This window comes from Paenibacillus sp. FSL H8-0280 (assembly GCF_045040665.1).
In the GTDB taxonomy this organism is placed as follows: Bacteria; Bacillota; Bacilli; order Paenibacillales; family Paenibacillaceae; genus Paenibacillus; species Paenibacillus xylanexedens_A.
The window spans coordinates 467,503-488,818 of sequence record NZ_CP150296.1 but is presented as its reverse complement, the minus strand read 5'-3'; the positions used below and the strand labels follow the sequence as shown (position 1 = coordinate 488,818).

Genomic DNA, 21,316 nt, shown 5'->3' with positions numbered 1-21,316 from the left:
TCCTGAGGATTAGAAATACCTATTAAAGATATTGAAATGTCTACTGTCATGACCTGACAGTGGGCATTTTTTTGTAGCGTTCCTCTGTTCTAACGAACCTAACACACGCTATTCCCATCCATTTCCGCATGTTTGAAATCTAACGAATCCTAGAGACGTTATTATAGATAATTAGCTTCAATTAAATGCCTCGTTGGAGGTTTTTTGCATAATAACACCGCTGAGATTCGTTAGATTTTTCATTCCTTAAAAACTGGCCTAATAAGATGTCCTCAATTCGTTAGCGCTGTAATCATGGTGGCAAGTGCCCTATCTTTGCCTCTCTGATCACCTTTCATTAAAGGTGAGAATACGATCTATTCATTTGCACAAGATTGCCCAGGAAATACTTTAGGCCCATCTGAATCACACACTTTTGTTAACGACAGGCATTACGGGCCCGTTATCCTTGATGAATTTACCGAATACATATCGCACGAGTGGTCCCAGAATGATTAACTGATATGGAAGCGCCAGGCTGAAGTTGCGAGCGATCGTCTGAAGATAGGTACGGAATATGGAACCCCCACTTAATTGGTCTGCAAGATACGCTGAAATCATTCCATACATGGACATGATCAGAACCATGCCAATCACCATGAAAAATGACATGACGAGCACACCCAAAATCTTGTTGGACTTGTCAAAGGGCAAGGAGAATGCAATCTTTCTGGCCACAGGGCCAACAATGGAAGACTCCACCAGAAACGCGATGACAAAACATAATATGAATTGAAGCAGTATCTCAAGCGGGGACATCTTGCCGAGTAACCCACTGTGCCATAGATTGAAGAACATCATGACCAAGACCATTCCTGTACACATCATTAATCCGAAAATAATCTGTTCCTTCTTGCTGGTTGGCAATTCTCTCATCCTCTCTGTTTACCTTCGTAATTATAGAGATGAGGAAACCCTCCACATAAGTGAACATTCTGTGAACAATTATGATTTTTCCAATTTAAAATTGGATTTGACAACCATGTAGCACAGCCCTATGATATCCCTTAAAATGGTAGAAACATTCACTACATAAGGAGGATTTAGATTATGAGTTTTCAAAAACGTATTGACCATGTTGGTATTGCCGTACGTGATCTGGAGACCACGCTGCGCTTCTATACGGAGATTGTTGGTCTTGAATTAAAAGACCGGGTAACCCATACTAACGGCGTCATTCAGCTCGCCTTTCTTGGCTTCAATGGAAGTAACGAGACTGAGATTGAGTTAATTCAAGGATACAGCGACAAGCTGCCTTCCGAAGGTACGGTGCACCATTTTGCGATCCACGTGGATGATCTTGATTCTGAGTACAAACGCATTCAATCCACCGAAGCCGAATTTATCGATGGAGAGATTATCACACTGCCTAACGGTTACCGCTATTTCTTCATCTATGGACCTGAAAAGGAATGGATTGAGTTCTTCCAGCGCTAAGAATTGGAGCTGATTTTATGAACATTTTAATTACTGGCGCAGCCGGAAAAATTGGACGTGACTTGTCCCAACACTTGTCAGAGGCATTTCACCTTCGACTTACGGATTTGAATATCGACAGACTGCATACGTATCAAGGGACCGGCCATGAGATCATGACACTGGATGTGACAGACCCCGAAGCCTGTCAGCATGCTTGCGGAGGCATGGATGTGGTTGTACATCTGGCGGGAGATCCTTCCCCGAATGCCGGATTTTATGAATCGTTGTTGGACATCAATATTAAAGGTACATTTAATGTATTCCGTGCAGCTAAAGACCAAGGTGTACGAAGAGTCATTCTTGCAAGCAGTGCTCAGACGATTGAGGGGTACCCCATTGATGCTCAAGTCTATCCGGACATGCCCACACGCCCGCGGAATTTGTACGGGGTTAGCAAATGTTTTGGAGAATCGCTCGCTTCCTATTTTGCGTATACCGAAGGTTTACAAAGTGTTGCGGTACGTATAGGTGCATATGATGATTTTCAACCGGACGGACCAGTGCTGGAGGCAAGGGATATGAGCGCGTATATTAGTCCGGCTGACTTGTGCGATTTGATGTTCAAAGCAATTACAACTACAGATCTGGAGCCCTTCACCATACTGCATGGGATCTCGAATAATCGGTTTAAACGATTGAATCTGGAAACCACTCAGAAACAGGTAGGTTATGACCCAAAATCCGATGCTTTTGCACTCAGTCAGATTGCCTTATATGATTCCCCACGATAATTATTGAAAATAACACATCCAAACAGGCTGTTATACATATGTATAACGGCCTGTTTGATAACTTATACGTGCCCCTATCCAGTTCATGACTGGACAGGTCCCACCCTCTGGCCTATAATTACACCTAGTAATGCCCGTAACTTCATAGTTTCCCAGGGGAGTCGGAATTGGCCGGCTGAGAGTGTATCCCACCAAGATACTAACCCTTAGACCTGATCTGGATCATGCCAGCGTAGGAATCGGAGTATATCGAAATGGCACAGCCCTATGGCTGAACGCCACCTCTCTAACGCCTGCACGCGTCCCGGAATACGGGGCGCTTTTTTTGTTACTATCAGAAAGTATAAGTTTGGAATCATCACCTTCCTGATATTGCAAGAAAAACTACCGCTAAACGCGGTCTGGCTTCTTCGAATGACATCGATAGACGTTTTCTTATGTTTAAAATAACGTCATCCGGATCTCAACTGGTATAAATCTGTCGATTTATGCAAGATGATTGGATATGAAGCCAAGGAGTACCCCGTGCCACTCGGCCGGACATACCGAAGGAGAGAACCACAGATGAAATGGCGTAAAACAATGGGACTGTTGCTCTTATGCGTACTACTGGTGACGGTAGCCGCATGTGGTGGCAAAGAAGCTGCCCCGGCAGAACAGAACGGCAACACGAATGCGGAAAGCAGCAATGAAGGTGACACTGCCGCCCTGAAAGATATTAAAGTGGTGCTCGACTGGACACCGAATACAAATCATACCGGCCTGTATGCGGCCGTGGATCAAGGTTTTTACAAGGCCGAAGGCTTGAACGTGGAGATTGTTCAACCAGGTGCCGGAGGCGCAGATACGATGGTTGCATCGAACGAAGTGCCTTTTGGCGTAAGTTATCAGGAGAGTGTAACTCAAGCCCGCACACAGGGTGTTCCATTGGTCTCCATTGCAGCAGTTATTCAGCATAATACATCCGGGTTCGCTGCTCCGGCGGATCGGAATATCAAATCACCGAAAGATTTTGAAGGTAAAACCTATGGCGGATGGGGCTCCCCTGTGGAAGAAGCCGTGATGCAATCCATTATGGAAGGCGAAGGCGCCGATGTATCCAAAGTGAAAAACATTAACATGGGTGATGCCGACTTTTTCACCGCAGTGAAACGGGATATTGATTTCGCGTGGATTTTCTACGCCTGGACAGGGATTGAAGCCGAACTACGCGGGGAACCGATCGACATGTTATATGTGAAGGATTATTCGGATGCACTGGATTATTACACGCCTGTCCTCGTAACAAACGAGCAGACGATCCAGAACGATCCTGAGCTGGTGAAAGCATTCCTGAAAGCCACTTCCGAAGGATATCAATATGCGATTGATCATCCCGAAGACGCAGCGAACATTCTGATCAAGGCTGTACCGGATCTGGATAAAGACCTCGTACTGGCAAGCCAGAAATGGCTTAGTCCCAAGTACACAGATGACGCCCCGCGTTGGGGTGAGCAAAAGCAGGAAGTATGGCAGAACTACACCGACTGGATGTTTAGCAAAAAACTGCTGGATGAACAGATCGATGTGAGCAAGGCATATACAAACGAGTTCTTACCCCAATAAAATTTCTCATATAAAACGAACTTAATATTTACACGAGGACGGAGAGGACAGAAATAACGTGAAAAAGCGAAGCGGTCGCCTTTATCACCGGATTTTCCCTTTAGAGAAGGGAATCAAAAAAATCTGGGGATAACAGCGATTGGAGGGTTATTCTGTCATCGAAGTGGCAAGTGTAACAGTCATTAGTTCATTTTATATATCACGAAAGGAGCCGTGATCTCTCATGGCAAGTACACTACTCAGCATTCAGGTTATCCCGAAAACGCCAAATGGCGAGAACTCTTATCCTTACGTAGATCGCGCCATTGAAGTTATTCAACAATCTGGCTTGAAATATCAGGTGAACGCGCTCGACACCACGATGGAGGGGGAACTGGAGGAACTGCTGGAGGTTGTCCGTAAAATGCACGAGGTACTCGTGGAGGCTGGCAGCCCAAGCATCATCTCCCAGATCAAAATCGCCCATAGCCCTGCCGGCTTCAGCATGGATACCCTGACGGAGAAGTATCGCTAATGCCTGCCTATTTCAAAAGTGTATGGCCGCCCTTTGTGGCGGTTATTCTCTTTATAGCGATATGGCAGGGAGCCGTCTCCCTCTTCCATATTGAGAAATGGATGCTGCCTGCACCGTCCGACATCGCCCGCGAAGCCGCAACCCAGGCCGAGCGGCTTGGCATGCACGCTTCCGCAACCATTCAGTTAACGCTGATTGGATTCGCCGCTGGCACCGCGGTTGGATTACTGATTGCGATGGTGCTACATTTAGTCCCTTTTCTCAAGTCGGCCCTGTATCCTTTACTTATCCTTAGTCAAAATATCCCAACCATCGCGCTCGCGCCGCTCCTGTTAATCTGGTTCGGGTTCGGGCTGTTGCCCAAGCTGATTACGATCATCCTGGTCTGCTTCTTCCCCGTTGCAGTGGCGGCAATGGACGGCTTGACCCGTACAGATGCAGCGATGATGAACTATATGCGCATGGCTGGTGCGAAACGTCACCAGATCTTCTGGAAGCTGGAGCTTCCCCATGCGCTGCCATCCGTGTTCTCTGGTATCAAAATCGCCGCTACCTATAGCGTGATGGGTGCCATCATCGCCGAATGGATTGGTGCAGACAAGGGTATTGGTTATTATATGATGCTGCAAAAGTCGGCTTATCGCACCGATCGTCTATTCGTGGCGATCATGATTATTGTCGCGCTCAGCTTGCTGCTCTTCCTGTTCATTGCCCTGCTGGAGAAGCTGCTCGTGCGCTGGCGGCCACAGAAGCGATAATAAAGAAGTAATCTGTATATTAGGAAGTGATGACCATATGAATCGGCAACAGGACGAACAAGTCCAGCCTGGACGAGGAGCACACGCAGTGGAGCCAACAAACGGTGAAAAGTTAAACTCGGCTACGCCTAATCGACCTGCCAATACGACTCCTGCTCCGGTTCCACCTGCACTGGACGTTGTTAATGTTCATGCATCATTCCGTGAACGGCGGAGCAGGTTACCGGTTCTGAACGGACTGTCCCTGACTGTGGAGCAAGGCGAGTTTGTCGCTATCGTCGGGCCTTCTGGCTGCGGTAAAAGTACCCTGTTCCATATCATCGGCGGTCTGCTGAAGCCTCAGGAAGGGCAAGTGCTTATGAACGGTCAAAATGTAACGGGACAGCGTGGCAAGATTAGTTATATGCCGCAACAGCCCGCCCTTTTCCCTTGGCGTACCATTGAAGACAATGTACTGCTTGCTGGAGAAGTGGCTTCAAGTGCACCCCCTCGGGTCGAAGCACTTGCAGAAGCTCGTAAGTGGTTAAGTAGCGTGGGTCTTTCCGGGTTTGAGAAAGCCTATCCTCACATGCTGTCGGGCGGAATGCAGCAGCGTGCTGCATTTTTGCGCGCCCTGCTCAGTCCGCAGGAACTGATGCTGCTGGACGAACCTTTCAGTGCGCTGGATGCACTGACACGTAGCGACATGCAGCGCTGGCTGCTCGATATCTGGGAGCAGAACCGCCGCTCGGTGCTGTTCATCACGCACAATATCGAAGAAGCATTGCTGCTTGCGGATCGGGTCTATGTATTATCCAACCGACCTGCAACAGTGTTGCACGAGGTACATGTTCCTTTTGATCGCCCAAGACGAGAAGAAATTACGGAGGAATCCGCATTCCTTGCGCGTAAACGGCAGATTGCTCAGTGGATGAGAGAAGAACAGCAGAAAGCCCGCCTATCTTGATAGTGCGGGTTTTTAAGTTATTATTTTCCTTTAATGGGTGATCCACCTTAAGAAATTCTGCGTAACATAGTTAGAATATAAATGAACACAAGGAGGAATTCCCTCGTGCATTCTCAAGCTTTTGCACCATTAATTGATGCTCATATTCACTTCGATCAGTATACCCCTGACGAACAACGAGAGATGCTGTTATCTTTCCCGTCTCAGCAGGTCGAGGCAGTCATTGTCGTGTCCATGAATTTCGCTTCTGCCCAGGCCAATCTGGAGCTTGCAAAACAACATCCACGCACCATCTATCCAGCCTTCGGTTTCCATCCGGAACAGGAACTGCCGTCCGTTGCAGAACTAGACATTTTCTTCCAATGGATCGAGAAGCATATTGGACAAGCTTCAGCCATCGGAGAGGTCGGGCTCCCCTATTACAATCGTCTGGAGGCGGAGCAGGCAGGACAGCACTTCGATCAGAGCGGGTATATCATGCTGCTTGAACGTTTCGTCCAACTTGCCAAAAAGCACAACAAACCACTTGTACTTCATGCGGTATACGATGATGCGGATATCGTCTGCGATCTGCTGGAGCAATATCAGTTCCGACGTGCTCACTTCCACTGGTTCAAAGGATCTCGCCAAACTGTAAGGCGCATGGCGGACAATGGCTATTTCATTTCCTTCACGCCGGATATTGTGTATGAAGAAGAGATTCGTGAACTCGCCCGGCAATATCCATCGGAACAAGTGATGGCCGAGACCGACGGACCTTGGCCCTTCGAAGGACCATTTCAGGGACGAATGACACACCCAGCCATGACCAGACAGGTCATCCAAGCTTGGAGTGAGATCACTGGGATGGGAACCGAGCGGGCCGCCCGTCTCTTTTATCAGAACACAAAGCGTTTCTATGGTTTAACTTGATTACAATCTGATAGCAGCAAGCACAGCACAAAGAAGCCAGTCGGTTTCGCCCCGACTGACTTCTAGTCTACTATATATATCAGTTGAACTAAATTTTTACACAGGAACGTAGAGGACAGAAATAACCTGAGGAAGCAGAGCGGTCGCCTAAAAGCTTTCTGAAAGAAAGCTACTTCGGAAGCATACGCTATCACTAGATTTTCACCTTCACAAAAATGGGATCAAAAAATCTGGGGATAACAGCGATCGGAAGGTCGTTCTGTCACCGGAGTGGCAAGTGTAACTACCTTCAGTTCAACTTAACGCTTCAAGAATCCTTTGCCTTCCAGGAATGGTCTCACCTGCAACCGTGTCGGCTCAGTCAGGCGCTTCGCCATCATTTCGGACCATGGAGTTGTTCGTTCACCGTTAGTTCGTTCTTTCATGTACGCCGTCGTTGTCTCATCATACTGCTCAACGCCTTTGATGCTCTGCTCGGCATTATAACGATTATGATGCAGGACTGCATCCAGCGGCAGACGTGGCCGAATTCCCGTTTCCTGATCTGCAACACCAATACACATGCCATACACCGGATATACCCCTTCCGGCAATCCCAATAACTCAGCTACTTCCTCAATCCGGGTACGAAGCCCGCCGATATATACAATTCCGAAACCAAGTGACTCTGCCGCAAGAGCCGCGTTCTGGGAAGCAAGTGCAGCATCAATCGTGGCTACCATGAAATTCTCTGTGGAATCGGCATACGATTCCTTCTCAGGAAGATGACGTTTCGCAGCATCACTCAGTCGATACAGATCAGCACACCATACGAGAAACACCGGACATTCATTGACATAGGCCTGGTTGCCTGCCAATTCAGCCAGCTTGGCTTTTTGCTCTAAGTCAGTCACAGCAATCACGGTATAGGCTTGCACACTACTTGAAGAGGAAGCCATCTGTCCAGCCGCTACGATGGCTGCAAGCTGCTCTTCGCTAACTGGATCTGGCTTGAATTTGCGTACAGAGCGGTGTTTCATCATCAACTCAATGGTTTCATTCATGGTGGTTCACTCCCAATCCTCGTAGTACGAACTCAATTGTCTGCTCAGCAAGCTCGTCTGTATTCATATCCTGATAATCAAAGCCAAATCGTGAATTCTTGGCCCTTTTGTGCGCCAAAGCCACGCCCATAACCTGAAGCATTGCATAAGATACGGACTCGACCTGGAACAATCCCTGGTCTTTTCCTTCTTGCAGCAGGTCCCTCACTCGGGTCCATACAGGGTCTAGAAAACGAAATACGGTAGCTGTACGATGTGTCCGCAGTGTAATTTCAAGCTGCACAATATCGCTCATCTCCCGATCCGTCATCGTGAACTTCACAACTTCACCAATAATTCGGCGGATACCTTCCACAGGCGAGGACATCGACTCTTCCGCCAGCGCGTTCATCATATGCCCCGGGAAGAAATGCTCAAATAATGCTTCGAACACTTTTTCTTTGCCGCCAAAATGATAAGACACCAGCGACACATTGGCACCTGCCTCATCACATATTTGACGAACACTCGTCCCGTCATACCCTTGCTGTGCAAAAAGCTTCTTGGCTGCAAGCAATATCCTCGTTTTGATATCCAACTCCGGTTCCGTCATTCCGTCCCGCTCCCTCTTGTCCGTTCATCTCATTCGCTCCAGCTCAAGGACTGCAGCCAGCGATTCATCTGTCTATTATATTACACCAAGCACCCCGATGAAAATCATCGGGGTGCTTGTCCTATCCTATGATGCAATGGTATGCATCTGCTGTATTAGTTGTTTGCTTGAGCAGGGCTTGGAGCCATAGCTGGCATGCGTTGTTTTTTCAACAACGTCACAACCAGTGACAACGCAACGGCAACCAACAGTACAATCACGATAGAGCCCGCAGCAGACTGAACTCCTGGGCCTCCCAACTGCACGCTCAGAATACCCTGAACGGCGTATGTTGCAGGCAGGTACTGCCCAATGCCGCTATAGAAGCTGTTCAGCAATTCACGCGGTACCATTGCACCGGAAGATACCAGTTGCAAGGACAGTGAGATGATGTTGAACAGACTTCCTGCTGGTCCAAAGCAGATCAGGAAGAACTGGGAGAAGAACATGAACGTGCACAGGAAGAGCGCCTGGAACAACCAGAATGCAACGAATCCTTGTGCAATCTGTCCTCCCAGTGCCACAATCAGTGAAGATCCCAGCAAGGAAACGACCAATGCAGAACCCACGTTAATGACTACTCTCGCGCCAAACAAAGTCAATCGGGAATAGGTAGATGACAGCATACCCATGGCTGTCTGGAGGTTCATCCCCATGATCATGGCACCTACATAGGAAGCCAATACCATCATCATCGGCACCATCTGATTATTCATCCCGTTAACCGGGTTGATGGACGTTGTCGTTCCTTCCACTCGGGTAGTCAGGTTTGTCGCGGCTTCAGCAGCCTGATCGGCAGGCGCACCTGAAGCGGTCAACACCGTCTGTACTCCTTGTGCTGTAGCTTGTTTATTAATCGTGTTTGTCACACTTTGTGATACACCTTGCATCATGCTTTTAATCGTAACCGGGTTTGCTTCATTAATGGTGTATTTAATCTCGGCGGTTGAGCCAGCCGTCTGAAGCAATTCGTTAAATCCAGCCGGGATATCCAGCACCATGTGTACTTGGTGATGATTCAGCTGGTCCAACGCTTCAGCCGCACTCAGATTGGATACGGTATGGAAAGGCAGTGTTCCTGCGAGCGAATCTGCGATTCCTTTGGACATTTCGCCGTCCTCGTTCACAATCGCAACCGTCAATTCTTTCGTATGGTCATTTACTCCAGAATATGCGGTCATCCAGATCACGCTAAAGATCACTTGGAACATAAGTGCTGTTACGATCCCTACAATCACTGGCGGTTTTTTAAACAATGTACGTAAAGCCTGTAACATAAAAGGTGTCCTCCATTACTCAAATAGTTCTAATTTGATTTAAACAGTTGTTTGAATCAAACGATCGTTTAAATTTTATGTGAATATGTCCATATTGTCAACTCATTTTTTGAAAAATTCAGAAAACGTAAGCCTTATTCATGAATACAATTGATCCATTTTCACAAAAGAGCATTACTCTGCCCTTTTCCCGAAGAAAAGCACATATAGACGAGCAATTCAGGATGTAACTTTCTGATGACTAGACTGTATTTTTCTCAACAAAAAAACACGGTCCGCCGCAGCGAACCGCGCATTTATTCATCCTCACTTCATTTACAATAAAGCGTTGAATATATCTCCAAACAAAGGTCGGTCAGTCATTTCTCTTCAACTTCATACGTTGCAGACGCAGGGAATTCAGGACAACCGATACGGAGCTGAACGCCATCGCCGCCCCTGCCAGCCATGGAGCCAAGAAGCCAACTGCTGCAATGGGAATACCAATAACGTTGTATCCAAGTGCCCAGAACAGGTTTTGTTTGATGTTACCCATCGTGCGCCGGCTCATCTCAATGGCATCTGCAATGCTGTTCAGATCACCACGCATCAACGTAATATCGGCCGCTTCCATCGCTACATCCGTTCCTGTCCCAATGGCCATCCCAATATCAGCAGTAGCAAGTGCCGGAGCATCATTAATACCGTCACCTACCATCGCAACTTTCAGGCCACTCTCCTGAAGTTTCTTCACTTCCGCAGCCTTGCCTTCCGGCAGCACCTCAGCCAGAACTTTACCGATCCCTGCTTGTTCTGCTACAGCGCGAGCAGTCCGCTCATTGTCTCCCGTGATCATAATGACATCGATCCCCATCGCCTGAAGACGACCGATGGCTTCACGAGAGGTATCCTTGATGGTGTCAGCCACAGCCACGATCCCTGCCCACTGACCATCCACCGCAACCAGCATCGCTGTACGCCCTTGTTCCTCCAGACGGTTCATCTGCTGAACGGTTTCCTCAGAGACATTCACCTGTTCATCCGCAAGCAAACGACGCGTGCCGACCAGAATTTCCTGCCCTTTTGCTGAAGCTCGCACGCCGTATCCCGGTATGTTCTCGAACTTCTCTGTTGGGGTTAGCTCCAGACCCTTGGCACGAATACCCGCAACAATCGCCTCTGCCAGTGGATGCTCGGAACTCTGTTCGGCCGCTCCCACTCGCTCAAGCAGATCAGATTCCGTCCAATTCGGAGCCGTGATAACATCGGTAAGGACCGGTTTACCTTGGGTTACTGTACCTGTTTTGTCGAGCACCACGGTCTGAATCTGTTGTGCGGACTCCAGATGTTCGCCGCCCTTGAACAGAATGCCATATTCAGCGGCACGTCCTGATCCAGCCATGACAGAGGTCGGCGTTGCCAGCCCCAGTGCACATGGACAGGCAATGACAAGCACGGCAATGGCTTTCTCCAGGGAACCAGCGAAGTCACCCGGACTTGCAAACAGATACCAGATCAGGAATGTCAGCGCGGCAATACCCACGACAATGGGAACAAATATGCCTGAAATGACATCTGCAATCCGCTGGATTGGTGCTTTGGAGCCCTGAGCTTGCTCGACTACTTTAATAATCTGGGACAAAGCCGTGTCCGATCCCACTCGGGTCGCACGTAGTCGTAATACCCCGTTTTTGTTCAGCGTAGCACCTGTAACGGGATCTCCCGGCTTTTTATCCACGGGAAGGCTCTCTCCACTTAGCATGGATTCGTCCACAGAGGATTGGCCTTCTTCAACAATACCATCCACCGGGATGCTATCACCCGGCTTCACCAGGATCAGATCACCCACCGCAACATATGCGGCAGGAACCATAACTTCCTGTCCGTCCCGGATGACACGGGCTTCACGTGGAGCCAGTTCAATCAGGCTTTTGATCGCCTGTGAAGAGCGACCTTTCGCCACAGCTTCGAACCATTTTCCAAGTAAAATTAACGTAATCAGAATTGCACTTGTCTCATAATAGAGTTCTACCGAAGGCATGGCGGCTGTGCTCGTTCCCATTGCCCCGTGATCCATGGTTGTAGAAGGTAAGTACCCACTGGATAACGTCAGATAGAGACTGTAGAAAAACGCTGCGCTGGTACCCAGTGCGACGAGAACGTCCATATTGGCACTGCGGTTACGTAGTGCTTTGTATGCCCCCACATAGAATTGCCATCCAATCACGAACTGTACTGGCGTTGCCAGAATCAGCTGGAACCAAGGGTTCATGAACAGATCTGGGACATAGATTCCGGATGTGAACGAGAAATGCCCCACCATTGCCCACAGCAAAGGAATCGATAACAACGCAGATATCATCCATTTCCACTTTTTGCGTTGCAGCTCACGTTCACGAACCGATGTGGTCTCTTCTTGCGTCAATTGCAGTTCAGCACCGTAGCCCATCTGCTTGATCTTGGCGGTAATATCCGAAGGTTTGAGTGCGCCAGCGGCATATTCGATATGCCCTGTTTCCAGCGCCAGATTCACATTGGCCTGAGATACCCCCGGTAGTCGGGAAAGACCTTTTTCAATCCGGGCAGAACAGGCAGCACACGTCATACCTGTGATGTTCAGATCAACCGATTCGGACACCGTTCCGTAGCCAAGCGCCTCTACTTTATCCCGCAACGCATTCACGTTGGTTGTCTTTGGATCATAAGATACGGTTGCCTGTTCGATGGCAAGGTTCACATTGGCCTGATGCACACCTTCCATGCGGGACAAGCCCTTCTCCACTCGCGTCGAACATGCAGCACAGGTCATCCCCGTGATGTGCAGTGTTGCCTTCAGTCCTGGTGCTTCTGCCATAGGTGGCATTGGTGTGGGTTCGGATGATCTATCCATTGGTTTATTCGTTGAGTTATCCATCATGTCAGCTCCTTTCATGTCGATTCAATTTATTGTATGTTGCATTTCATTATACCCCCAAGGGGTATATATCAGACAGAAAATTAGGCTTAAACCTGACTCTTGGAAAAAGGTACTCTGACCTCTTTTTCGCCCATGAGCATGTTCGGTTTAAGCCTGTGATCCCGTTAGACTACATCGTATCCCTGATCTTCAATGGCAGCTTTGATCTGATCCACGTTCACCGTCTGCTCATCATATTCCACCGCTACTGTTCCCGCTGCCAGATCCACATGACCGCTTGCCCCAGCATTCTTCACAGCTTCTTCAACTGATTTCACGCAGTGATTGCAAGACATTCCCGTAACGTTCAATGTAACATTAGACATTCTAAATTCCTCCTTGGGGTATATTAAAATGATAAATTAAATAGGTGAATTGATTCAGCTTACTTCATTAACTTCCGCATCGTAACCAGCAGTTCATCCACAACCTCATGTTCACCGGCCTGAATACGCTCAACGATACAGCTCTTCATATGGCCTTCAAGCAAAAGTTTGCCTACTGAATTAAGAGCAGACTGAGCCGCCGCAATCTGCGTCAGCACATCATCACAGTACGTATCCTTCTCGATCAATCCCTTGATCCCGCGAATCTGACCTTCCACACGGTTCAAACGAGAAACCAGGTTACTCTTCATCTCCTGCGAATGGTGGCTCTTGCGCACATGCTTCCCATCACTGCCCTCGGCATGACAGGATACCGCTTCTTGAACTGTACCCGAAGCTTCAGTTGAATCAGTTACGGAGGATTGCAAAGGTTCCTCGGGATGGCTCTGATGATCCATCATGAACACCCCTTTTCTTTCGTTCTTTTCTAAGAGTAACATACCCCATGGGGGTATTCAAGAGTATTCTGATATTTTATTAAAAATGGATGAATCCCTCCTAATTAAATAGAGCGGTGATCTTACAAGGTATACTCCATCCTGCTACTGCGGACGACCAGACCCATCTGTTCATAGAAAGCCTGTGCGCCAGAGTTAAACGTCGACACGGATAATTCCACGCTGTCTGCCTGAAGCTCTCTCCCTAGCTCGATGAATGCTTGTAGTAACCGTTTGCCTGTTCCTTGGCCCCGATGCTTGGTATCTACTACAAGTTCATGGATGTATAACATCTTGCGGTCCACCATTAATGGGTTATCTTGAATAATACTTAACTGCGCACTCCCGTAACCCAGAATCAAGCCCGTTTCCAAAGACTCGGCAACATATAGGTAACGCTTGTCCGTTTCCAGCAGTTCGGTGAACTCCTTTTCCTCCATTCTGGTCTCTAACGCTCTGTATAGATCCGGCCGCCCCTGAACATGCATCTGGTGCAGTTCATCCATCAACAATGACACGCCAGAGTAGTCCCTTATTTCTGCCTTTCGGATGTTAATCATACCTGTACTCATCCCCATCACTCTCTCGCCTAATGAATTTTACATTATTATACAACCAAAAAGCAGATACCATAAGGGTACCTGCTTCGCTAAATTTATTTTCATTCCACAAAGCTAATGTGATGCTCATGTTGTTTATTTTTTCGAAGAAGCATTTCCTTCATTAAAAGCAACAGGTGATGGCTTCGCTGCCCATTCGTCCGCCTGCGGCTCAATGTCGACTCCGCTTAAAATTTTCTTTTTCTCCATCAAGGAATCCCCGTCTTCATCCAGCTTGTTGCGAATTTCCGCCTCGTCCTGAGGTTGATTGTTCTGTGTCATCGTAGAGTCCTCCCTTTTTTTTCGTATTCATGTTGATGTTCCTTTATATAACGTGCCCATTTTCTGCATTATCATTCTCTTCGAGGATCAGGCCGTCCCCCAAGTTATGTGTTATTTGAATTAAACATTAACTTTATTAAGCTAAATCCATCTCTAAACCCTTGCTCGTACATTACTGACTCTGCTGTACCCTGAAGAAGGGTTATTACATTACAATAGTCCAAAAATAAAGCCATCCCCTCTGGCTTAACATATTCACATAGCTCCATAAACAAACGATCACTTTCTTGACTCAATCTTTTATATTCTTTTGAATTATAAATCACAAGATTTCCGATACTCTCCATACGAAGAGCTTTGAACTGGTTAAATATTTCTTCGAAGTCCTCCATGTTCCCCTCCAAAAAAGTGACGTCACTATGAATATAAATATTAGAGTGACATCACTTAGATGTCAATATGATTGTATATTGAATTATTTTGTAATGATACAATATGAACATTACTTTTTGAGGAGATTTTATTTCATGGCTACAGATAAAAGAGTCTTTACACTTAGGCTGCGAGAAAAGAATTTTGAGAAAATTAAAGTGATTGCGGACAAAAACAAACGATCTATTGCAATGCAAATTGAGTATCTTATTGAACAACATATTGAAGAATTTGAGAAAGAACAAGGTGTTATTTACCCAGATAAACATAATGACGTATAGATTTTGCGCCCTTAGTACATGCGCATTATCCATACGTCATTTTTCATGATATATCCTGTTCCCCGTTAATCGAAATCAACCTGTTTATCCAAAATGATTTCCTCTACTTTGTATTCCATCTCTGGTATTGAGGGAATCAAGGAGAATCGAACGTTTTCCAGAGACGAAGGAAGAGCAGGAACCACTCGGAAACTAATTTGCGTCTCCCCACCTCCTCCACGACTGCCATGTCGCATGGTGATATGTCTCTGTTCGCTGAATATTTCCAGAGCCAAATGTGGAACCATTTGTATACGCTCAGCTTCATTCCCCTTATATTGAATCTCCACATAAACGAGGCTTTCGCCTTCATATTGCATCGAATGCGTGATCATATACTCACACGAATCTTTGATCATTTTCTTCATAATCGGCACCACACTCGTCAATTGAAGAGGTTCACTTGGAAAGTAGTGTCTTTGCGGCATCGGTTGCACGCTACGGAGAACATATCGGATATCTTCCTCCTTCATATCCAGTAAGCTCACCCATTCATCGATGGTATTTTGAGGGGGTTGGTATTGGGCAGCTCCGGTTATGTCCTTTCTGGCTGCAACCAGTTTCAAAAGTTGCTCATCAATCCGCTGTACTTCATCGCTGTATTCATTAGGAATTTCACGTAATTCACTCCAGCCCATATTTAATCACTCTCCTAATTTAATGACATGCCCTGCAAATACAATTCGCTACTGTACCTGCATCCCCCTCTTAAAAAGGAAAGGACGCCCCTTGGGTCATATTCATGACCTTGCGGGACGCCCTATTATATTATCCACATCAAATGGACAACTTCTACTGTTATGCTTGTAACAATAAACAAAAATGCATACTTGCCTTAACCAGCCTATGCTTGATCCTGGCGAGCAAGCGCGGATAGCGCACGTAGCGCTGCATTAATCTCACGCTCCACCGCTTGTCCAACCGCATCCGTATGCGGATCATACTCGGCAGCCAGATCGCTGTCCGCGAATCCATCGATCGCGACAATGGCTCCGGCGCGAGCACCACGCAGGGTGCTGACGATATAGAGCGCCGCAATTTCCATTTCAGCCGCAAGTGCTCCAGCCTGCTTGTACTTGCGGTGTGGAATCTCTTCTACGCCTGCAAAGAACGCATCCAGCGTTACGGTGATACCAACGCCCACTTTGCCTGCAAATGTTGCAGCATCCGCGCTTTCTTGCTCACGAGCAGCTTCGATCAACGCTTGTGTCACCCCAATGTCCGCTACCGCTGGGAAACCATCTGGTACCAGTTGACGAGTCAACCCATCCGAACGAACAGCGGCTGTACTCACAATCACACTACCTGCCGGATAATCGGCTGTATACGATCCCGCTGTACCAACACGAATCAGAGTCGTTACACCCGCGCGAATCAATTCCTCGAAGCAGACAGCTGCTCCAGGTGAACCTACACCATGGCTGACGACAGCCATCTGCACTCCATCATACAAACCAACAAACGTACGATACTCCCGACTGAACGCCAGTTCTTTCACCTGCTCCAGCTTGCGGGAAATCTTCTCCGCACGTGCCGGATCACCACAGACGATGGCGTATGCCGGCATGTCTTCCGAATGAATCTGCAAAATAGGCATCAACATATCAATCAAACTCCTTCTTCGTCCACTCGTCTTCCGGAATCGGCAGATCTTCACCCGAGAAGCGTTGTTCCTTGAACGGATCGGCAAAATGGTGGAAACCATTCACTTCCCAGAATCCGTTACGGTCTTCTGTCATAAACTCCAGACCACGTATCCACTTCGCACTCTTCCAGAAGTAGAGTTGTGGCACGACCATACGCAGCGGAAAACCATGCTTGGGCGTTAGCGGCTCACCGTTATATTTGAATGCAAGCAATACATCATCATGCATCAATTCTTCAAGCGGTACATTTGTTTCATAATCATGATCCGCATGGATCATAACGTATTTCGCTTCCGGTTTAACCCCCAGAAGCTTCACAAAATCGGAAAAGCGAATCCCTTCCCACGGCGTATCGAATTTCGACCAACGGGTAACACAGTGAATATCACTCACCGTGTTCACCTGAGGCATCGCCTGCAACTCAGCTAGGGAGAAGACCTTCTCCTCTTCCACTTCGCCGAATACCTTCAGATCCCACGTGGACAGGTCATATTCCGGCACTTCCCCTTCATGCAGAATCGGGAATTTCTCCGTCAGCATCTGTCCCGGCGGCAGCCGATCTCCGTGATCGTTACCTGTTTTGGGTGCCGGGGTTTTACTTTTTTTCAAACGTTCAGCCTTGTTATGCAAGTGAAATTCCTCCTTCTTTTACTGTCTCTAACATAGACATTCAGGAATTAACGCGAGCTTCCGCCCGCTTTCAGTGCATCCTGTGCATAAGTACGGTCTTTGAAAAAGAACATCGCGACCAGCGTCACAATATACGGCAGCATCAATGTGAAATGGGTTGGCAAGGAGAATCCTTGCAGACGAATACTCAATGCTTCCATGAAGCCAAACAGCACACTGGAACCCATCACGCCAAGCGGATTCGCTTGCCCCAGCATCGTTGCTACCAGCGCGATAAAGCCACGACCAGCGGTCATGCCTTCGGTAAACATCGTTACCTGACCGAGCGACAACTGCGCTCCAGCCAGAGCGCACAACACACCGCACATCAGAACGGCACCATACTGGATGCCACGTACCTTGATCCCGATGCTCTGCGCTGCAATCGGGTTCTCCCCGACGGAGCGCAGGCGGAAGCCGGATACACTTTTGAACAGATAAAATTGCAGTGCAATCACGAGCACAATGCCGAGGTAGACCAGAGGACTATGTCCCGATAATACATCGCCCAACCACGGAATGTCCTTGATCAGCGGAATATCCCACTTGGGAAGTCCCACCATGTCTTTGTCGTAGTATGCACCTTTTACATCAAAAATCGCACGCAATGCAAAGGTCGTCACCCCCGCAGCCAGGAAGTTGAGCGAGATCCCGACCACGATGGCGTTGGCCTTCAGATTAATGCTTATAAAGGCAAAGAGCGCCGAGAATAACATCACAATTATAATGGAAAAAAGTACAGCAAGCAGCACATTGCCAAACAGATAATTGCCGACAATTGCGGAGAATGCACCGATCAGAACCAGTCCTTCAAGACCCACGTTGAACAGACCGACACGGGAACATAAAGCCCCACCGAGCGCTGCAAGCAGGATTGGAGTCATAATCCGCAAGGTTGAGCCAAACATGGCTGCATCAAACAGTTGTTGCATTGGACTTTTTCTCCTTTCTCCGCTTCAGGAATGAATAACCGATCTGAGCTGATACAAATAACGTCAATACAGCCTGGATGACACTGCCGACTTCCAACGGCACATCCGTATTCCGTTCCATCCCCATGGCACCTGTCTGTAACGCAGCCAGCAAAATAGCTGCTACAGCTGTACCGAGTGGATGCGAGCGGGCAAGCAACGTGGCCATAATGCCGCTCCATGCGTAACTTGCCGATGACAATGAGCCATCAAGGAAACGGTACTGTGTACCGAGCACTTCCCCCGCACCCGCGAGTCCAGCAAGTCCACCACTGATGACCATGGACAGCATCATCATGCGAATGCGGCGAACACCACCGTAGGTTGCAAAGGACGGGTTGCTGCCGAGCATGCGGATCTCGTAACCGGTCACCGTTTTATGCGTGAACCAGTAGATCAGAATGGCCGCTACAATGGCAATAATGAAGCCTGCATGCAGCCCCATGCCCTGGAACAACTTCGGCAACCAGATACTCTGGTCAATCATGGGTGTCTGAGCCATTGCTGCAGATCCTGTGCGGTCCTTAAATGGATAGGAGACCATGTAGCCCCCGAAATAAATGGCAATATAGTTAAGTAGTAGAGTCGTGATCAACAAGTTCATGCCGAAGCGTGCATCCAGCCAGCCTGCAAACAGAGACCAGAGTCCCCCGGCAATAATACCTGCTACAATCGCAGCAATACACACGAACCAGCCCGGACCTGGCAGATAGAGCGCCGTGAGCGCGGCACTAAGCCCGCCAAGAATCATCTGGCCTTCGGCTCCCATGTTGAAGAATCCAGCACGGAATGCCAATGCTACGCCAAGCCCCGCCAAGATGATTGGTGTGGAACGAGCCAACGTATTGGTGAAGAAGTAGAAGTTGCCGAAGGCCCCTTTCCACATCTCCGCATACGTATCCACCACATTACCGCCAACGATCAGAATCGCCACAGCCCCTGCAATCAGACCGATGAATACGGCAAGCAGCGGCTGTACGAGTCCGCGAAGTGTTTCTTTTACCCGATTCATATCCGCTCTTTCCCTCCTGCCATTAACAAGCTGATCTGTTCCTCAGTTGCTTCCTCTGCTCTCAGTTCTCCGGCAATTTCGCCTTCATACATGACAATAATCCGATCAGATAATTGCAAAATTTCGGACAACTCCGATGAAATGAGCAGAATACCCGCGCCCTCGCTACGTTTGCGCAGCAATTCAGCATGGATTGTCTCCATCGCTCCGATATCCACACCACGAGTCGGTTCGGCTGCAATCAGAAACGGTGTATCCTGTGCAAATTCACGGGCAGCAATCAGCTTCTGCAAGTTTCCTCCAGACAGAAACTGTGCCTTGGTCTCCGCAGAACCTGTCTTGATGCTGAACTGTTGGATCCAGCTCTCTACCATTGTTCTTGCCGCTTTGGCTTTGATAATGCCGCGTGACTGCAAGCGATGATGGTGTCCCATTAGCCCGTTCTCGCGAACACTCGCATCCTTGGCCGCTCCCCACATGTAACGATCTTCCGGGATATGAGCAAGTCCATGCTCCCGAATGCGCCGTACCGGCCAGTTGGTTGTATCCTGCCCGGAGAGCAAGACGCGACCACTGTCCGCCTTACGAAGTCCCGCAATCACTTGAATCAGTTCCGACTGGCCGTTACCCGAGATGCCTGCTATACCCACGACCTCACCTTTTCGTACCTCCATGTGGATGTCCTTGAGCGCCGAACGATCCTTCGCTCCGGACAGATTAACCCCTTCCACTTGAAGCACGGCTTCGGCTGGAACCGATGGCTGCTTGTCCATACGCACAAGTTCACGACCAACCATCAGACGGGACAATTCCTCCACATGTGTATCCTTCGCTTCCAACGTACCTGTCACCTGACCATCCCGAAGTACCGTGATCCGGTCAGCTACATCCATAACTTCTTGCAGCTTGTGCGTGATCAGTACAAAGGTTTTGCCCAACTTGGCGAGAGATTTCATATTCGCCAGCAGTTCCTTCACTTCAAGCGGTGTCAGTACCGCTGAAGGTTCGTCCAATATAATGATGTCTGCGCCCTGATGCAGCACCTTGAGAATTTCAACACGCTGCTGCATGCCAAGCGGGCACTCAGACACTTTTTTCCACGGGTCAACCGGCATGCCATATTGTCTGCCAAGCTCGTTCACCTGGGCTGCTGCTTTTTTGCGGTCAAATGCGCCTGCCTTAGCCGGTTCGCGTCCGATCACGATGTTCTCCGCCACCGTAAAGGAAGGGAACAGCATGAAATGCTGGTGCACCATGCCGATGCCACTTGCCATCGCCTGGGAAGGCGTAGCAAAGCTTACCTCGCGTCCACGGACTTTGATTGTGCCTGACGTAGGCTGTTCCATACCGTACAGCATACGCATCAAGGTTGTTTTACCGGCTCCGTTCTCACCGACAAGGGCATGAATCTCTCCCTCACGCAAATTAAAACGGATGTCACGGTTAGCGGTGAAGCCGCCGTATTTCTTCGTAATGTGCTCCATCTCCAACAGCATATCTTGCGTTCGCTCCCCTCAGTTCAACTTAAAAAGGTTACACTCGCCACTACGATGACAGAATAACCTTCCGATCGCGTTGCTTCCTTAGGTTATTTCTGTCCTCTTCGTTATCGTGTAAACGATAAGTTGAACATATACTGGTCATTTAATAGCAGCAAAACCGGCTGCCTGATCGGGCAGCCGGCTGATCAAT

24 protein-coding genes and 1 riboswitch are annotated in these 21,316 nt (G+C 48.3%); of the genes, 8 read left to right on the top strand and 16 right to left on the bottom strand.

Annotated features, from left to right (window positions below):
* Positions 1–405 precede the first annotated feature (405 nt).
* Positions 406–915, bottom strand: coding sequence for a hypothetical protein (locus MHI12_RS02335; protein WP_341005900.1), 510 nt, complete (start codon positions 913–915; stop codon positions 406–408).
* A 174-nt stretch (positions 916–1,089) separates the two neighbouring features.
* On the opposite strand from MHI12_RS02335, the gene MHI12_RS02330 reads away from it, so the two are divergent.
* The 7 genes from MHI12_RS02330 (at position 1,090) to MHI12_RS02300 (ending at position 6,984) form a co-directional block, all read left to right on the top strand.
* Positions 1,090–1,476: a VOC family protein gene (locus tag MHI12_RS02330; protein ID WP_076253877.1), complete on the top strand. Its 387-nt coding sequence runs from the start codon at positions 1,090–1,092 to the stop codon at positions 1,474–1,476.
* A gap of 17 nt (positions 1,477–1,493) precedes the next feature.
* Positions 1,494–2,249 (top strand): NAD-dependent epimerase/dehydratase family protein, encoded by a 756-nt coding sequence (locus MHI12_RS02325; protein ID WP_405171397.1) that lies wholly within the window; start codon positions 1,494–1,496, stop codon positions 2,247–2,249.
* Positions 2,250–2,393: 144 nt separating this feature from the next.
* A riboswitch (TPP riboswitch) is annotated at positions 2,394–2,506 on the top strand.
* Positions 2,507–2,813: 307 nt separating this feature from the next.
* Complete coding sequence (locus MHI12_RS02320) at positions 2,814–3,854, top strand: ABC transporter substrate-binding protein (protein WP_405171396.1); 1,041 nt, start codon at positions 2,814–2,816, stop codon at positions 3,852–3,854.
* Between the two features lie 223 nt (positions 3,855–4,077).
* Positions 4,078–4,368, top strand: a complete 291-nt coding sequence (locus MHI12_RS02315; RefSeq protein ID WP_127551654.1) for a thiamine-binding protein — start codon at positions 4,078–4,080, stop codon at positions 4,366–4,368.
* Positions 4,368–5,126, top strand: coding sequence for an ABC transporter permease (locus tag MHI12_RS02310; protein WP_405171395.1), 759 nt, complete (start codon positions 4,368–4,370; stop codon positions 5,124–5,126). The genes MHI12_RS02315 and MHI12_RS02310 overlap by 1 nt, the downstream gene beginning before the upstream one ends.
* A gap of 37 nt (positions 5,127–5,163) precedes the next feature.
* Complete coding sequence (locus MHI12_RS02305) at positions 5,164–6,072, top strand: ABC transporter ATP-binding protein (RefSeq protein ID WP_405171394.1); 909 nt, start codon at positions 5,164–5,166, stop codon at positions 6,070–6,072.
* An 81-nt stretch (positions 6,073–6,153) separates the two neighbouring features.
* Positions 6,154–6,984 carry a TatD family hydrolase gene (locus MHI12_RS02300; RefSeq protein ID WP_405171393.1) on the top strand — a complete coding sequence of 277 codons (831 nt, stop codon included), beginning with the start codon at positions 6,154–6,156 and terminating at the stop codon, positions 6,982–6,984.
* A 299-nt stretch (positions 6,985–7,283) separates the two neighbouring features.
* On the opposite strand, the gene nfsA is transcribed toward MHI12_RS02300, so the two are convergent.
* From nfsA to MHI12_RS02255, 9 genes are all read right to left on the bottom strand, one after another.
* A complete protein-coding gene (nfsA, locus tag MHI12_RS02295; RefSeq protein WP_405171392.1) occupies positions 7,284–8,027 on the bottom strand; it encodes an oxygen-insensitive NADPH nitroreductase in 744 nt (247 codons plus the stop codon).
* On the bottom strand, positions 8,020–8,619 hold the full coding sequence (locus tag MHI12_RS02290; RefSeq protein WP_074093225.1) for a TetR family transcriptional regulator: 600 nt from the start codon (positions 8,617–8,619) through the stop codon (positions 8,020–8,022). The genes nfsA and MHI12_RS02290 overlap by 8 nt, the downstream gene beginning before the upstream one ends.
* A gap of 155 nt (positions 8,620–8,774) precedes the next feature.
* On the bottom strand, positions 8,775–9,935 hold the full coding sequence (locus MHI12_RS02285; protein WP_405171391.1) for a YhgE/Pip domain-containing protein: 1,161 nt from the start codon (positions 9,933–9,935) through the stop codon (positions 8,775–8,777).
* 355 nt (positions 9,936–10,290) lie between these two features.
* Entirely contained in the window at positions 10,291–12,777 is a 2,487-nt protein-coding gene (locus MHI12_RS02280; protein ID WP_405172920.1) for a heavy metal translocating P-type ATPase, read from the bottom strand.
* Between the two features lie 218 nt (positions 12,778–12,995).
* Complete coding sequence (locus tag MHI12_RS02275; RefSeq protein ID WP_253429412.1) at positions 12,996–13,196, bottom strand: copper ion binding protein; 201 nt, start codon at positions 13,194–13,196, stop codon at positions 12,996–12,998.
* Positions 13,197–13,255: 59 nt separating this feature from the next.
* On the bottom strand, positions 13,256–13,654 hold the full coding sequence (locus MHI12_RS02270) for a metal-sensitive transcriptional regulator (protein WP_405172919.1): 399 nt from the start codon (positions 13,652–13,654) through the stop codon (positions 13,256–13,258).
* Between the two features lie 122 nt (positions 13,655–13,776).
* The gene (locus tag MHI12_RS02265) at positions 13,777–14,253 is read right to left on the bottom strand and encodes a GNAT family N-acetyltransferase (RefSeq protein WP_405171390.1); all 477 of its coding nucleotides are present in this window, start codon (positions 14,251–14,253) and stop codon (positions 13,777–13,779) included.
* Positions 14,254–14,388: 135 nt separating this feature from the next.
* Positions 14,389–14,574 carry a hypothetical protein gene (locus MHI12_RS02260; RefSeq protein ID WP_017691007.1) on the bottom strand — a complete coding sequence of 62 codons (186 nt, stop codon included), beginning with the start codon at positions 14,572–14,574 and terminating at the stop codon, positions 14,389–14,391.
* Positions 14,575–14,678: 104 nt separating this feature from the next.
* Complete coding sequence (locus MHI12_RS02255; RefSeq protein WP_101314873.1) at positions 14,679–14,966, bottom strand: hypothetical protein; 288 nt, start codon at positions 14,964–14,966, stop codon at positions 14,679–14,681.
* Positions 14,967–15,101: 135 nt separating this feature from the next.
* Here MHI12_RS02255 and MHI12_RS02250 point away from each other — a divergent pair, with 135 nt between their 5' ends.
* A complete protein-coding gene (locus MHI12_RS02250; RefSeq protein WP_076319539.1) occupies positions 15,102–15,287 on the top strand; it encodes a hypothetical protein in 186 nt (61 codons plus the stop codon).
* Positions 15,288–15,352: 65 nt separating this feature from the next.
* On the opposite strand, the gene MHI12_RS02245 is transcribed toward MHI12_RS02250, so the two are convergent.
* The 6 genes from MHI12_RS02245 to MHI12_RS02220 form a co-directional block, all read right to left on the bottom strand.
* Positions 15,353–15,964, bottom strand: a complete 612-nt coding sequence (locus MHI12_RS02245; protein WP_405171389.1) for a hypothetical protein — start codon at positions 15,962–15,964, stop codon at positions 15,353–15,355.
* 206 nt (positions 15,965–16,170) lie between these two features.
* A complete protein-coding gene (locus MHI12_RS02240) occupies positions 16,171–16,929 on the bottom strand; it encodes a nucleoside phosphorylase (protein WP_405171388.1) in 759 nt (252 codons plus the stop codon).
* A 1-nt stretch (position 16,930) separates the two neighbouring features.
* Positions 16,931–17,602 (bottom strand): sulfite oxidase-like oxidoreductase, encoded by a 672-nt coding sequence (locus MHI12_RS02235; RefSeq protein WP_017691010.1) that lies wholly within the window; start codon positions 17,600–17,602, stop codon positions 16,931–16,933.
* A 47-nt stretch (positions 17,603–17,649) separates the two neighbouring features.
* The gene (locus MHI12_RS02230) at positions 17,650–18,573 is read right to left on the bottom strand and encodes an ABC transporter permease (RefSeq protein ID WP_315939294.1); all 924 of its coding nucleotides are present in this window, start codon (positions 18,571–18,573) and stop codon (positions 17,650–17,652) included.
* A complete protein-coding gene (locus tag MHI12_RS02225; protein WP_253429402.1) occupies positions 18,557–19,624 on the bottom strand; it encodes an ABC transporter permease in 1,068 nt (355 codons plus the stop codon). Before MHI12_RS02225 ends, MHI12_RS02230 begins: the two co-directional genes overlap by 17 nt.
* Positions 19,621–21,120, bottom strand: a complete 1,500-nt coding sequence (locus tag MHI12_RS02220) for an ABC transporter ATP-binding protein (RefSeq protein ID WP_405171387.1) — start codon at positions 21,118–21,120, stop codon at positions 19,621–19,623. Before MHI12_RS02220 ends, MHI12_RS02225 begins: the two co-directional genes overlap by 4 nt.
* Positions 21,121–21,316: the final 196 nt, after the last annotated feature.